We start from the raw sequence: 13,846 nt of genomic DNA on the forward strand, positions 1-13,846 counted from the left end.
GACACTCGAAGGCTGATCCACTACCTTCGGTGAGCATCTTTGCACAGGCTGTCCAGAGGCAGGGGTACGCGGTGAGCGATCGTCACAGCGAATGGTCCGTACAGAGCAATGAACGGTCGGTCGGCATCGTCGGCGCGGGACCGGCGGGGTTGACCCTCGCCAACCTGCTCCGCGAGGCCGGAATCCCTTGCGTGGTACTGGAAAAGGGGACCCGTGAGCACATCGAGACCCGACCCCGCGCAGGGGTGATCGAACATCGGGCCGTCCAGATGCTGAGCAGTCACGGGCTCGCCGACCGACTGCTGCGCGAGGCCGACCGGCACGGCGCCTGTGAATTCCGGGTGAACGGCCGGGCCCACGAGGTCGACTACTCGGCGTTGTACGGCGGGCAGACCCACTACGTCTACCCCCAGCAGGAGGTCGTCAAGGACCTGGTGGGCCACTACATCGCGAGCGGAGGGGACATCCGGTTCGGCGTCACCGACGTACAGGTACATGAAATCTCGTCGTCGACACCACGCCTGACCTGGACATCCGCCACCGGCGAGGCGCAGCGGCTGGACTGCTCGTTCATCGCCGGCGCGGACGGCTTCCACGGCGTGACCAGGCGCAGCATCCCCGCCGGCGCCATCCAGGAGTACTCCCACCAGCACGGCATCGAGTGGCTGTCGGTGCTCGCCGAGGCGCCCCCGTCGACCCACAAGGTGATTTACGCGCTGCACCCGGACGGATTCGCGGGCCACATGCTCCGTAGTTCTACGGTTTCGCGCTACTACCTCCAGGTGCCCGTGGCCGACTCGGTGGACAACTGGCCCGACGAACGGGTATGGGCGGAGTTGCGCAAGCGGCTCGCGCTGACCGACTCGGACTGGAAGTTGACCGAGGGTCGCATCGTGGAGAAGCGCATCCTGGACATGCGCAGTCATGTGGTTGAACCAATGAACCACGGCAACCTGTACCTTCTCGGCGACGCGGCCCACATCATCACGCCCGTGGGCGCGAAGGGAATGAACCTCGCGTTGCACGACGCCGAGGTCCTGGCCGCTGCTCTGATCGAGTATCACCGATCGGGGGATGACAACGGGCTCCGGACGTACTCCGAGATCTGTTTGCGGCGGGTCTGGCGTGCCCAGGAGTTCTCGCAGTGGATGGTGTTCATGATCCACCGATCGCCGGAGCCCTTCCTGAGCCGTTTGGGCGAAGCCCGGCTGGAACACCTGATCGCCTCCGGCGCCTCGGCCGGTTATTTCGCGCAGAACTACGTCGGCCCCTGAAGCGGAAGAGGGCTTTGCGCGTCCTCCGCGCAAAGCCCTCACCGATGACCGGACAGCACCCACCCCGAAAATACCGGGTGTTTTTCCCTACTGCGTCGCGGCGCGTTCCTGCGCTTCGGTCCGACCGGCCTCCGCGCGTTCCGCCTCCGCCCACCGGGCGGCCTGCTGTTCGTTCTGCGCCCGCTTGGCGCGCAATTCCTTCGACGTCTTGCCGACGTTCAGCAATCGGGCCACCTCACCGCGCAGCGCGACGAAGGCATCCGATTCCCGGGTGGTGATCTGGTCCCGCTGCGCGGGCAGGTCGACTTTCAGGTCGGCGACCACCGACGCGGGCGAGCCGGAGAGCACCAGAATGCGGTCGCCCAGGTACACGCTTTCGTCGATGTCGTGCGTCACGACGAGAACCGTGGTGTCGTGCTCGGCCTTCACCCGCAGCAGCAGGTCCTCCAATTCGAACCGGGTCTGCGCGTCCACCGACGCGAACGGCTCGTCCATGAGCAGCAGGGCCGGCCGGTAGGCCAGGGCGCGGGCGATCGCCACCCGCTGCTGCATGCCGCCCGAGAGCTGCCACGGGTACTTCCGCGCCGCGCCGGTCAACCCGACCCACTCCAGCGCCTCCGCGACCCGCGCGCGCCGCTGCGACCGGCCCAGCAGGCGCTTGAGCGGGAACTCGACGTTCTTCTGCACCGACAGCCACGGGAACAGCGAGCGGCTGTAGTCCTGGAACACCACGGCCAGGTCCTCCGGCACGCCGCGCACCGCGTCGCCGTGCAGGCTGACCTCGCCCCGGCTCGGCCGGATCAGGCCGGAGATGGTGCGCAGCAGCGTGGACTTGCCGCAGCCGGAGGGTCCGACCACGCAGACCAGCTCTCCGGCGCCGACGGTGAACGACAGGTCGGCGATCGCGGTGTGCGCGCCGTCCTTCGCCTGGTAGGTGTGGCCGAGGTCGGCCACTTCGAGCATCGCGGTCATGTCCGTCATTCCTCCACCGTCGCGGGGGTGCGCTCCCGGCGCGGCTGCCACGCGAGGGCACGGCGCTCGAAGGCCAGGAGCACGGTGTTGAGGGCGTAGCCGAGAACTCCCAGCAGGACGATCCCGGCCCACATGTGGGCGAAGTCGAACTCCCGTTGTGCCACCAGGAGTTGCGACCCGATCCCGTTGTCGGTGCCGACCAGTTCGGACACCACCATCAGGACCAGGGACAGCGACAGGCTGACCCGGAGCCCGGCGAAGATCTTCGGCGCCGCCGCGGGGAGCACGACACCGAGGACCCACTGCCACTTCGGGATCCGGAACACCGCCGAGGTCTCGTACTTCGTCGCGTCGACGGAGCGGGCGCCGTCGACGCTGTTGAGCAGGATCGGCCACAGCACGCCGAAGACGATCGTGGCGAGCTGCATCTGCGTGCCGACGTTGAACAGCAGCAGGAACACCGGCACCAGGGCGGGCGGCGGTATCGAGCGCAGGAACGTCAGCAGCGGACCGGCGTACTGCATGGCCGTCGCGGAACGGCCGAGCGCCACGCCGAGCGAAACGCCGATCAGGGCGGCGATGCCCCAACCGGCCAGCAGTCGACCGATGCTGGGGAACACGTGGTCGAAGACCACGTCGGTCAGGTAGAACGTCGAGGCCGGACCGTCGAACCACAGTTCGCGCGCCGCCTCGGCGATCTCGGTGGGCCGGGGGAAGAACGGGTCGTCGGCGAACCACGTCAGCAGTTCCCACACCACGACCAGCCCGACGAACACGCCCCACCGCTGGACGAACCGCGTCACGACCTGCCTCCGGTGACCGAGCTCCAGGCGACCCAGCGGCGTTGCGCGCGTTCCAGCCCCTCGTTGAGGAGGTAGCCGATGACGCCCGCGACCACGGTCCCGGCGAGGACCAGGTCCATCCGCCCGCCGCCGCCGCGGGCCTCCATGATGAACTGACCGATGCCGCGGGCCCCGCCCGCCAGCAGCTCGACGCTGACCAGCACGACCAGGCAGGTCGTCGCGGCGAGCCGGATGCCGGTCAGCACGAACGGCAGCGCGCTGGGCAGCGCGACCGACGAGAGCACCCGCACCCGGCCGGTGCCGAACACCCGCGCGGTTTCCACGAGCAGCGGGTCGAGCTCGTCCAGCGCGTAGATCGTGTTGAACAGGATGGGCCAGATCGCCGCGTACACCGCGAGGGTGATCTTGGTTTCCGGCCCGACGCCCAGCAGCAGGATGGCCAACGGGATCAACGCGACCGAGGGGATCGGCCGCAGGAACTCGACCACCGCGCGGGTCGCGTGCCGCACCGCGGGAACGCTGCCCAGCACCAGTCCCAGCGGGACGGCGATCGCGACCGACACCGCGACCGCGATGACCAGCGCGAGCACCGTGGCGATGACGTCGCGTAAGAACGACTCGTCCCCCAACAGCGTGACGAGTTGGACCCCGACCGCCGACGGCGGTGGCAGGTACTCGGCCGGCACCAGACCCGACCGACTGAACAGCTCCCAGACGACGAGGAACCCGGCCACACCGAGCAGCCCTCGGGTGAGCGCACGCACGCGCAACGCCTACTTCCCAGATGATCACACCGGACAACCGGGCTCAATCTAGAGAGTCACCCCGCACCGCCACAATGCGTGGTCGACAAATCACAGGACGAATTCCTCTCGCCGTCTGCAACTTGCTCTCAGCCGCCACTGACGCTATAGAGCCCCTAGTCTGGGCACTCCCCCGCGGCTCGTCCCCTGGTCAGCCGCACGGCGGCGCGTACGGCACCCCCGGCAGGTACCGCTCCCACTCCGCCCGGCTCACCGCGCGCGGCGCGACCCGGCACACCCGGTCCCGCACCGCGCCGAGATCGGTGTCCCAGAACCGCACCGCCGCGCCCGAGGCGCCGACCAGCGTCCGCCCGTCCGGGTCGAACGCGATCGCGGTGACGTCGACGCCGCCCGCGCCGAACACCGCCACCTCCCGCGCGTCCGGCCAGGACAGGTCGCGCAGGTGCACCGCGCCGTCCGTGCCGATCACCGCGAGCTTCCGGTCCCGCACGGCGAACGCGCGCGCGCCGGTGGCGACGTCGACCCGCCGCCCGTCCCGCCACCAGCGGACCTCGCCGCCGCGCTCCATGGTCAGCAACGAGTCGCCCGGGCCGTACGCGAGGGCGACCACCGGGGTCGTCGGACCCGCGACGGTGCCGTACGGCGAGTGCAGCGAGGACCCCGCCAGTTCCCACCGCGCCAGCCCGCCGACCGGCATCGGCGCGGCGAGGCGCCGGCCGTCGAACGCCAGCGCGGCGAGCGTCGCCTCCCGCATCGGTCCGGGCAACCGCGCCACCTCGCGCACGGGCTCGGCGTCCCACACCACGACCTGCCCGTCGACCCCGCCGACCACCACCCGGCGCCCGGTCCACCCGAACGCCGCCGAGTACCCGCGACCCAGGTCCGCGACGAGGTCCGGGTTGGCCGGGTTCGCGGTGCGCCACAACCGGACCGAGCCGTCCACCGCCACCGTGAGCAGCAGTTCGCCGTCCGGGCTCAGGTCGGCCGACCGGATCGCGCCGGGATGCGCGCGCATCGGCCACAACCGGCGCGGACCGCCCGGCCAGGAGATGTCGGCCAACCTGAGCACGCCCTCCAGGTCGACCGTCGCCACCAGGTCGCGCTCGCGGGCGACCGAGATCGACTCGGCCGGCACCGACTGGGCGGGCGACAGGTCGGCGACCTCCACCAGCCGCGCGGTGTCGTCCTCGCCGACCGTCACGATCCGGTCGCCGGCACCGGTGAACGCCACCGAGCGCACCCCGCCGAGGTGCCCGGCCAGCGTCGCGACCGGCACCGGCGCGGCGAGGTCGGTCGTGTCCCAGACCCGGGCGGTCCGGTCGGTGCTCGCGGTGACCAGCATCCGGCCGTCCGGGCTGAACGCGAGCGCGGTCGTGCCGTCGACGTGCGGCCGCAGCGAGGACAACCGCGCGGGCCGCCGCGGCTCGGCGAAGTCCCACAGCACGAGTTCCCGGTCCGGTCCCGCCGTCGCCGCCGTGCGCCCCTCCGGTCCGATCGCGACCGCCGACGCCGGACCCGCCACGTCGACCACCTCGCCGCCCACGTCCCACACCGACGTCCGGTCGCCGCCGGACACGAGGAATAGGTGGTCGCGCAGGTGCGCCACGTCCCGCGCCGCGCCGCCGGGCATCACGAGCCGCGTCGCGCCGCCGTCGGTCAGCCGCCACGCCGTCGGCGGCTCGTCCGCGAACCCGGCCACGAGCCACTCGCCGTCGGACGAGAACGCCAGCGAGGTCGCGGCCACCCCCACCCGGAACCGCGCGACCGGCCGCGCCGGCACGGACATCCGCGACAGCTGCACGTCGCCGCCGGCCGAGGTGGCCACCCACCCCCGAGCCGGGTCCACCTCGACCGCCCGCAGCACACCGACGTCGTCGACCACCGCGCCGAGGTCCACCGGGGACCGGCGCGGGCCGGGCACCCGCAGCAGGGTCGCCCGCGATCCGTCGGCCGACACCAGGACCACGTCGTCCCCGCCGACCGCCGCGGCCCGGACGCCGTCGACCTTGGTCGCGTAGGGCGAGTCGAAGGCGCCGAACAGCGCGTCCCGGGTTTCCGGCCGGTCCACCAGCCGGTACGCGGCCAGCGTCAGCTGCACGGACAACCCGGGATCGGTGTCGCGCAACGCCTCCGCGTCGCGCAGCACCTTGAGCGCCAGCGCGTTGTTGCGCGCCTCGGTCGCCTCGCGGCCGGCCGCCACCGCGTACCAGGCGGCCGACGCGGCCAGCAGGAACAGCACCGACATCAGGACCACCAGCCGGCGTAATCGCCGGGTTCGCCCGCGCTCGGCGCGGGCGACCGCGTCCTCACCCGCCGCCGACGCGTCCAGGAACTCCCGCTCCGGCGCGGTGAGGTCCGCCCGCGGCACCCGGTCGCGGGCCACGGCCAGGTTCACGCCGCGGTACAGCGCGCCCGGATCCCGGTCGACCGCCTCCCACGCCGTCGCCGCCTCGGTGACCTTCCGCAGCACCCGCAGCGCCTCGCGGTCCGCGGTCACCCAGTCGCGCAGCCTCGGCCACCCCCTGATCAGCGCCTCGTGCGCGAGTTCCACGGTGTCCTCGTGCAGCACCACCAGCCGTGCCTCGGCCAGCGCCTCCAGCACGTCCGGGTGATCGACCTCGGCGCGCGGCGACCGGCGCTTCGCGTCCTCGGTGCCGTCACCGATCGCGATCAGTCGCAGGAACACCCGTCTGGCTGCCACCCGACCGTGGCGGTCCAACGTGCTGTAGACCTGCTCGGCGGTCCGGGCCACGGCGTGCTCGAGCCCGCCCGCCTCCTCGTACCCGGCCAGCGTCAACGTCATCCCGCGCTTGCGCCGCCACGTCTCCAGCAGCGCGTGCGACACCAGCGGCAACGCCGCCGGCTGGTGCGCCGCGTCCGCCACCAGCCGCGTGACCAGCGCGTTCTCCACCTTGCAGCCGACCGTGCCGGCCGGTTCCACGATCGCCTCGCGCAGTTCCCGCGCCGTCATCGGGCCGATCAGCAGCTGACCTCCGCGCAGCGCGTCGACCAGACCGGCGTGCCGGCCGCAGTGCCCCAGGAAGTCGGCCCGCACCCCGAGCACCACCCGCGTCCGCGAGTTCGGGTGACCGGCGGCGGTGACCAGCGCGTCCAGGAACGCGGTCCGCTCGGCGTCGTCGTGGCACAGCGAGAAGACCTCCTCGAACTGGTCCACGACCAGCAGCAGCTCCGCGTCGCCGCCGATCAGCGCCTGCCGCACCCGCAGGTGCGCGTTCTCCCGGTACGCCCGGAACTCCGCGGCGAGCGACGCCGGGTCCCGCCCGGTGACCACGCCCAGGTGCGCGGCCAGTTCGTCCACCGGCGACACCGTCGGCGTGAGCACCACCGCCGGATCGCGCCGGGCGGCCAACCCGGCCCGCAGCAGCGACGACTTGCCCGACCCGGACGCGCCGAACACCCCGACCAGACGCCGCCGGTCCACCAGCGCGTCGAGTTCGCCGAGCAGCCGGTCCCGCCCGAAGAACCGCGCCGAGTCCGCGACCTGGAACGCGGCCAACCCCGCGTACGGCGGATCACCCGGCTCGACCGGCACGGGCTCGGCCGCGAGCGAGCGCCACCGCCGTTCCCACGCACCGACGTCGCCGCCGCACGCCCGCACGTAGGCGAGCGTCACCGCGAGACTCGGCAACCGCCGGCCGTTCGCCGCCTCCGACAACGCCGCGGCCGAGTAGTGCGCCGTGCGCGCCAGCACCCGGTAGGTCGGCGCGCCGGCGTGCGCCCGCAGCTCGCGCAACCCCCGCGCGAACAGCGCCAACTCCTCCGAGCCCGCCTCCAGCGGATCTTCCCGTCGCCCCACGACCGCCCCCTCCGTCACCGGGGGCGATTGTTCAGAGAAGCCTGTTCAGGGTCCACCGGCCGACACTGAACAACCCCGGACCAGTAGAAGTGGTGGCGGGGCAAGGGGAGTGCCCCACGTCCGGGGGGACAGGGGCGTCCGGTCGGTTTGGGGGAGTCGACCGGACGCCCCGCACGACGAGGGGATCTACAGCCCGACGGCCTTGTACAGCGAGCCGACTTCCTGTCGGTTGAGCACGCGCATCGAGCCGGGGCGCTGGTTGCCCAGCCGGACCTCGCCGACGGCGGTGCGCACCAGGCTCTGCACCGGGTAGCCGACGTGCTCCAGCAGCCGGCGCACGATGTGCTTGCGGCCCTCGTGCAGCACGACCTCCACCAGCGCCTTGCCCGGCATCGAGGAGATCAGCTTGAACGAGTCGACCCGCACCGGGCCGTCCTCCAGCTCGATGCCCGCCTTCAACTCCTTGCCGACGCCCTTGGCCACCGGCCCGGGCACCTCGGCGAGGTAGGTCTTGGACACCTCGTAGGACGGGTGCATCAACCGGTGCGCGAGGTCGCCGTCGTTGGTCAGCAGCAGCAGACCCTCGGTGTCCGCGTCGAGCCGGCCCACGTGGAACAGCCGCTCCTTGCGGTTCACCAGGTAGTCGCCGACGCACGGCCGGTGCGTCTCGTCGTGCATCGTGGACAGCACGCCGCGCGGCTTGTTCATCACCAGCGTGATGACGTCGTCCTTGAGCACCACCCGCACGCCGTCGACGTGCACGATCGCGTTTTCCGGGTCGATCCGGCGGCCCTGCTCGCGCACGACCTCGCCGTCCACCTGCACCCGGCCGAGCTCGATCAACTCCTCGGCGACGCGCCGCGAGGCGATTCCCGCCTTGGCGAGCACCTTCTGGAGTCGGATCCCTTCCGGGTTCTGGTCAGACATCGTCGATCGCATCCACTTCGGGCAGCAGGGGAGCGATCGGCGGCAGGTCGTCCAGGGACGACAGTCCCAACCGCTCCAGGAACAGTTCGGTCGTTCGGTAAAGGATGCCACCCGTGTCCGAGTCCGTGCCCGTCTCGGCGATGAGCCCGCGCGCGACGAGCGTGCGGATCACCCCGTCGACGTTCACGCCGCGCACCGCGGCGATCCGGGCCCTGGTCACGGGCTGCCGGTAGGCGATGACCGCGAGTGTCTCCAGCGCGGCCCGGGTGAGCTTGGCGCGCTGCCCGTCGAGCAGCAGCTTCTCCACGAATGGCGCGTAGCGGTCCCGTGTGTAGAACCGCCAGCCGTCGCCGATTCTACGCAGGTCGACGCCGCTTCCCGACTCGGTGTAGCGCGCGCTCATCCGCTTGAGGGTCGCGGTGACCCTGCGCACCGGCTGACCGAGCACCCCGGACAGCTGGTCCTCGGCGATCGGCGAGTCCACCACGAGCAGGATCGACTCCAGCGCGCCCTCGAACTCGAGGTCCGACGACAGGTCCGGCAGGCCCTCGACGACCTCGTCCGACCCGGCACCGTCCGGCTCTTCCAGCGGCAGCGGCTGGTCGGTCACCCGTACTCCTCGTCCTCGTCACGGGCCTGCGCCCGCGCGTCCTCCACGTCGCCGCCGACCCACGTCACGGTCAGCTCGCCCAGCGGGTCCGGCTGCTCGAACGCGAGCGACCGCTCCCGGTACAGCTCCAGCAGCGCCAGGAACCGGGCGACGACCTGCATCACCTCGGTGCACTCGGCCACGATCTCGGCGAACGTCAGCGTGCCGCGCGCGGAGATCAGCTCCCGCAGCTCGTCGGCGTGCTCGCGCACCGACACCCGGTGCTGGTGCACGTGCGAGGTGGAGATCGTGCGCACCGGCCGAGGCCGGAACACGGTGGCCGCGAGCAGCGCGAACTTCCCCGCGTCGACGCCCAGCATCACCTCGGGCATCAGGCCCTCGTAGCGCACCTCCAGCGCCACCGACCGCGGGTACCGCCGGTACGCGCCCTGCTCCAGCTCCCCGAACAGGGCCGCGACCTGCTTGTACGCCCGGTACTGGAGCAACCGCGCGAACAGCAGGTCCCGCGCCTCCAGCAGCGCCAGGTCCTCCTCGTCCTCCACGTCGCCCTGCGGCAGCAGCCTCGCCGCCTTCAGGTCGAGCAGGGTCGCCGCGATCACCAGGAACTCGGTGGTCTCGTCCAGGTCCCACTGGTCGCCCAGCGCCCGGATGTAGGCGATGAAGTCGTCGGTGACCGTGTGCAGCGCCACCTCGGTCACGTCCAGGGTGTGCTGCGAGATCAGCTGGAGCAGCAGGTCGAACGGACCCTCGAAGTTCGTCAGCCGGACCTTGAACCGTCCGTCGGGCACCTCGGCGGCGGCGGGCTCGGCGACGGGTTCGTCGCTCGCCACGCTCACCGCTCGCGCAACCTGCGCACGAGCAGCGAGTCCTCGCCGAGCGCCTCCAGGTCGTCCAGCACGATCGCGACGGCCTCGCGCACCACCCGGCCGCGGTCCACCGCCAACCCGTGCCCGGCGCGCAGGTCCAGCCGGGCGTGCTCCAGCGCGAGCAGCTCCTCGTCGGACACGTACACGGTGATCTTCGTCGGGTGCTTCTCCCGCCCGGTGCCGCGACGCGTCGGCGCGACGTCCTCGGGCACGGCGGGTGAGGCGGTGCGGCGGAAGAGCTCGGACGCGCCCGGCAGCGTGGGGCGACGCGTCACCGGGCGATCACCTCGCGGGCCAGCGCGCGGTAGGCCTTCGCGCCGGCCGAGCGCGGCGCCCAGCGGGTGATCGGCTCGCCGGCGACCGTGGTCTCCGGGAACCGGACGGTGCGGTTGATCACCGTGTCGAACACGACGTCGCCGAACGCCTCGACCACCCGCGCCATCACCTCGCGGGAGTGCAGGGTGCGCGGGTCGTACATGGTGGCGAGGATGCCGGTGATCTCGAGCTTCGGGTTCAACCTCTCCCTGACCTTCTCGATGGTGTCGATGAGCAGCGCGACCCCGCGCAGGCTGAAGAACTCGCACTCCAGCGGGATCAGCACGCCGTCGGCCGCGGCCAGCGCGTTGACCGTGAGCAGGCCGAGCGAGGGCTGGCAGTCCACCAGCACGTAGTCGTACTGGTCGATGACCGGCCGCAGGGTGCGCACCAGGGTGTGCTCGCGGCCGACCTCGGACACCAGCTGGATCTCGGCCGCCGACAGGTCGATGTTGCTGGGCAGCAGGTCCATGTCCTCGACGGAGGTCTGCATGATCACGTCGCCGACGCCGACGTCCCGCTCCATGATCACGTTGTAGATCGTCTGGTCGAGCTGGTGCGGGTGCACGCCGAGGCCGACCGACAGCGCGCCCTGGGGGTCGAAGTCGACCAGCAGCACCCGGCGGCCGTACTCGCACAGCGCGGCGCCGAGGTTGATCGTGGACGTCGTCTTGCCGACGCCGCCCTTCTGGTTGCAGACCGCGAGGATCTTCGCCGGGCCGTGCCTGGCGACCAGCGGCGGATCCGGCGTGTACCGCAGCGGGCGGCCGGTCGGTCCGATGTCGCCGGCGACCTGCTCGGTCGCGTCCTCGTCCTGCGGGGCGGCGTGTGGCGCGAGGCTGAGTTCGACGGACGCCCGCGGCACACCGGTCGGCTGCGGTCGGGGCGGGGGGTTACCCCACATCCCGCCGGCGTGCTCCGGTGTCGACATCGTTTCCCGATTCCTAGTCCTCTGCCTGGGCGCAGCCTAAGCACACCCGGGACAGCAGGCAACGCGCCTCGCCGAGGACACGACCCCGTTCTATCAAGGTCCGATCGAGTGGTGTTGGGCCGAACGGCCGCTCCTACAGTGCGACGGACGTCCGATCCGCCGCTCTGAGCACCACGTCGAGCAACCCCGGGAACACCGCGTCCAGGTCGTCGCGGCGCAACGACACCCACCGCTGGTTGCCGCACGCCCTGGTCCTGGTCAACCCCGCCTCGCGCAGCACCCGCAGGTGCTGGGACAGCGTCGACTTCGCCACGTCCACGACCAGCGTGCCGCAGCACCGCTCGCCGTCGGCCTCGATCTGCCGGACGACCGCGAGCCTGGTCGGGTCGCTCAGCGCGTGCAGCACCGCGCCCAGCTCGATCTCGGTGGGTTCGGGCTCGTCGATGGTCGGCACGCGGGGTCACCTCCGCCTGGGGTGTCGGTTCCGGCAACTCGGATCGGGCGACTCGGGACGGGCAACTCGGATCGGGCACACGTTACCCGTGCGGGGACCCGGGTCCACCAGTCGAGCGAGGATGCGCGACCGCGTAGACCTCGCGCAGGGTCGTCACGGTGACCAGTGTGTAAACCTGAGTCGTCGTCACCGACGCGTGGCCCAGCAGCTCCTGCACCACCCGGACGTCCGCGCCGCCCTCGAGCAGGTGGGTCGCGAACGAGTGGCGCAACGTGTGCGGCGAGACCTCGGCGGTGATCCCGGCCCGCTCGGCCGCGGTCTTGAGCACCTGCCACGCGCTCTGCCGGGACAGCCGGCCACCCCGGACGTTGAGGAACAGCGCCGGGTTCGCCCGCTTGGCGAACGTCGGGCGCGCGCGCACCAGGTAGGCGTCGAGCGCGGCGAGCGCGGGCCTGCCCACGGGCACCAGCCGCTGCTTGCCGCCCTTGCCGTCCAGCAGCACGGTCCGCTCGACGGCGTCCACGTCGTCCACGTCCAGCCCGACGACCTCCGAGATCCGCGCGCCGCTGGAGTAGAGCAGTTCGAGCAGCGCCCGGTCGCGCAGCGCGGCGGGGGTGTCGCCGGGCGTGTCGAGCAGCCGCAGCACGTCGTCCACCGGCAACGCCTTGGGCAACCTCCTGGGCGGTGCCGGCGGGTGCACCTCGCGCGCCGGGTCGTGCCCGACCAACCCCTCCCGGTGGGCGAACCGGTGCAGCCCGCGCACCGCGACCAGCGTCCGCGCGGCCGAGGAGGCGGCCAGGCCCTCCTCGCGCAACGACGCCAGGAAGTCGCCGACCAGCGCCTCGGTGACGTCGTCGAGCCGACCGACGCCCTCGGCCTCCAGGTGCGCGGCGTACCGGCGCAGGTCGCGGCGGTACGACTCGAGCGTGTTGCGCGCGGTGCCGCGCTCCACCGCGAGGTGGTCCAGGTAGGCGGTCATGACCTCGTGCACGCCGTCGATCATCACACCCGGAACGCCGCCGCGTGCGCCGAGCCGGTGACCCGACCTGGGCGAGTGCGCCGTAGGACGCCTGGCCGGTGCCGCCATCGGCTAGCGTCTCGGTCGTGTCAGAACCACACCAGGTGCGCATCGGCAACCAGCAGCGGGAAGAAGCCATCACGGCGCTCAACGACCACTTCGCGGCCGGGCGCCTGGAGATCGAGGAGTACCAGCAGCGGGTCGACTACGCGACCGCCGCCCAGTCCGCCCAGGAACTGGCCGCGCTGTTCCACGACCTGCCCCACCCCCGCCCGAACTTCCTGCCGCCGCCGTCCTACTCGGCACCGCCGCCCCAGGACCCGCCGCCGTACGCGCAGCCGAGCACGGGCTACGCCCAGCCCGGCTACGCCCAGCCCGGCTACACCCAGCCGGGGTACGCCCAACCCGGGTACCCGCCGCCGACGGCCTACGGCCACCCGACCCCGCACTTCGCCCCGTACGGCGTGGACCCGCTGACGGGCTACCCGCTGTCGGACAAGTCGAAGATCGTGGCGGGCCTGCTCCAGCTGTTCCTGCCGTTCGGCGTCGGCCGCTTCTACATCGGCGACACGGGCATCGGCATCGCCCAGCTCCTGACCTGCGGCGGCTGCGGCGTGTGGTCCCTGGTCGACGGCATCATCCTGCTCGTCAACGGCGGCACCGACGGCCAGGGCCGCCGGTTGCGCGACTGACTAGGACACCAGGTTCCGCGCGAGCATCCAGACCACCGCGGCCACGACGACGGGTACCCCGACCTTCCGCGACACGGGAGGGTTGGGCCGTCCGGCCCGGGCGGCCAGGAACCACCGCGCCCACAACCACGCGAGCAGCGGCAACCCGACCACCAGCATGACCGCGTTGTAGTGCCAGGCGCCCGCGAGATCACCGTGGATCAACGAGTACACCATCCGCGTGGACCCGCACGCCGGGCACTGGATCCCGGTGAGGAAGTACAGCGGGCACGGCGGCAGGAACGACCCGGGCCTGGTGGGGTCGACGAACACCAGCACCCCGCACCCGGCCACCGCCACCGCGGCCGCCACCACCGGCCGCACCACCCGTGCCACCACCACCGACACCTCCACGAAAGCGTTC

14 protein-coding genes are annotated in these 13,846 nt (G+C 72.0%); 2 read left to right on the top strand and 12 right to left on the bottom strand.

Translation table 11 applies throughout. The features are described from left to right. The first annotated feature begins 29 nt into the window (after positions 1–29). The gene (locus tag AB0G50_RS30280; protein WP_360115327.1) at positions 30–1,274 is read left to right on the top strand and encodes a 4-hydroxybenzoate 3-monooxygenase; all 1,245 of its coding nucleotides are present in this window, start codon (positions 30–32) and stop codon (positions 1,272–1,274) included. An 87-nt stretch (positions 1,275–1,361) separates the two neighbouring features. On the opposite strand, the gene AB0G50_RS30285 is transcribed toward AB0G50_RS30280, so the two are convergent. The 11 genes from AB0G50_RS30285 to xerD form a co-directional block, all read right to left on the bottom strand. Then, positions 1,362–2,246, bottom strand: coding sequence for an ABC transporter ATP-binding protein (locus AB0G50_RS30285; RefSeq protein ID WP_360115399.1), 885 nt, complete (start codon positions 2,244–2,246; stop codon positions 1,362–1,364). 5 nt (positions 2,247–2,251) lie between these two features. Continuing rightward, positions 2,252–3,049, bottom strand: a complete 798-nt coding sequence (locus tag AB0G50_RS30290; protein WP_360115330.1) for an ABC transporter permease — start codon at positions 3,047–3,049, stop codon at positions 2,252–2,254. Beyond that, positions 3,046–3,813 (bottom strand): ABC transporter permease subunit, encoded by a 768-nt coding sequence (locus tag AB0G50_RS30295; RefSeq protein ID WP_360115402.1) that lies wholly within the window; start codon positions 3,811–3,813, stop codon positions 3,046–3,048. Before AB0G50_RS30295 ends, AB0G50_RS30290 begins: the two co-directional genes overlap by 4 nt. 190 nt (positions 3,814–4,003) lie before the next feature. Then, positions 4,004–7,648 carry a hypothetical protein gene (locus AB0G50_RS30300; protein WP_360115333.1) on the bottom strand — a complete coding sequence of 1,215 codons (3,645 nt, stop codon included), beginning with the start codon at positions 7,646–7,648 and terminating at the stop codon, positions 4,004–4,006. A gap of 168 nt (positions 7,649–7,816) precedes the next feature. Beyond that, complete coding sequence (locus AB0G50_RS30305) at positions 7,817–8,557, bottom strand: pseudouridine synthase (protein ID WP_360115336.1); 741 nt, start codon at positions 8,555–8,557, stop codon at positions 7,817–7,819. Then, on the bottom strand, positions 8,550–9,152 hold the full coding sequence (gene scpB, locus AB0G50_RS30310) for an SMC-Scp complex subunit ScpB (RefSeq protein WP_360115405.1): 603 nt from the start codon (positions 9,150–9,152) through the stop codon (positions 8,550–8,552). The genes AB0G50_RS30305 and scpB overlap by 8 nt, the downstream gene beginning before the upstream one ends. A gap of 11 nt (positions 9,153–9,163) precedes the next feature. Continuing rightward, positions 9,164–10,003, bottom strand: a complete 840-nt coding sequence (locus tag AB0G50_RS30315) for a segregation/condensation protein A (protein WP_360115339.1) — start codon at positions 10,001–10,003, stop codon at positions 9,164–9,166. Continuing rightward, a complete protein-coding gene (locus AB0G50_RS30320) occupies positions 10,000–10,308 on the bottom strand; it encodes a hypothetical protein (RefSeq protein ID WP_360115341.1) in 309 nt (102 codons plus the stop codon). The genes AB0G50_RS30315 and AB0G50_RS30320 overlap by 4 nt, the downstream gene beginning before the upstream one ends. Next, positions 10,305–11,279 carry a ParA family protein gene (locus AB0G50_RS30325; protein WP_360115344.1) on the bottom strand — a complete coding sequence of 325 codons (975 nt, stop codon included), beginning with the start codon at positions 11,277–11,279 and terminating at the stop codon, positions 10,305–10,307. Before AB0G50_RS30325 ends, AB0G50_RS30320 begins: the two co-directional genes overlap by 4 nt. A 133-nt stretch (positions 11,280–11,412) precedes the next feature. Continuing rightward, positions 11,413–11,733: a metalloregulator ArsR/SmtB family transcription factor gene (locus AB0G50_RS30330; protein WP_360115347.1), complete on the bottom strand. Its 321-nt coding sequence runs from the start codon at positions 11,731–11,733 to the stop codon at positions 11,413–11,415. 82 nt (positions 11,734–11,815) lie between these two features. Next, entirely contained in the window at positions 11,816–12,736 is a 921-nt protein-coding gene (xerD, locus tag AB0G50_RS30335; RefSeq protein WP_360115350.1) for a site-specific tyrosine recombinase XerD, read from the bottom strand. 101 nt (positions 12,737–12,837) lie between these two features. Here xerD and AB0G50_RS30340 point away from each other — a divergent pair, with 101 nt between their 5' ends. Then, positions 12,838–13,443, top strand: a complete 606-nt coding sequence (locus AB0G50_RS30340; RefSeq protein WP_360115353.1) for a DUF1707 domain-containing protein — start codon at positions 12,838–12,840, stop codon at positions 13,441–13,443. Here AB0G50_RS30340 and AB0G50_RS30345 read toward each other — a convergent pair whose 3' ends face one another. Next, positions 13,444–13,821 carry a DUF2752 domain-containing protein gene (locus tag AB0G50_RS30345; protein ID WP_360115356.1) on the bottom strand — a complete coding sequence of 126 codons (378 nt, stop codon included), beginning with the start codon at positions 13,819–13,821 and terminating at the stop codon, positions 13,444–13,446. Between the last annotated feature and the right edge of the window lie 25 nt (positions 13,822–13,846).

The sequence above is a fragment of the Actinosynnema sp. NPDC020468 genome, from assembly GCF_040642015.1.
Classification (GTDB): Bacteria; Actinomycetota; Actinomycetes; order Mycobacteriales; family Pseudonocardiaceae; genus Actinosynnema.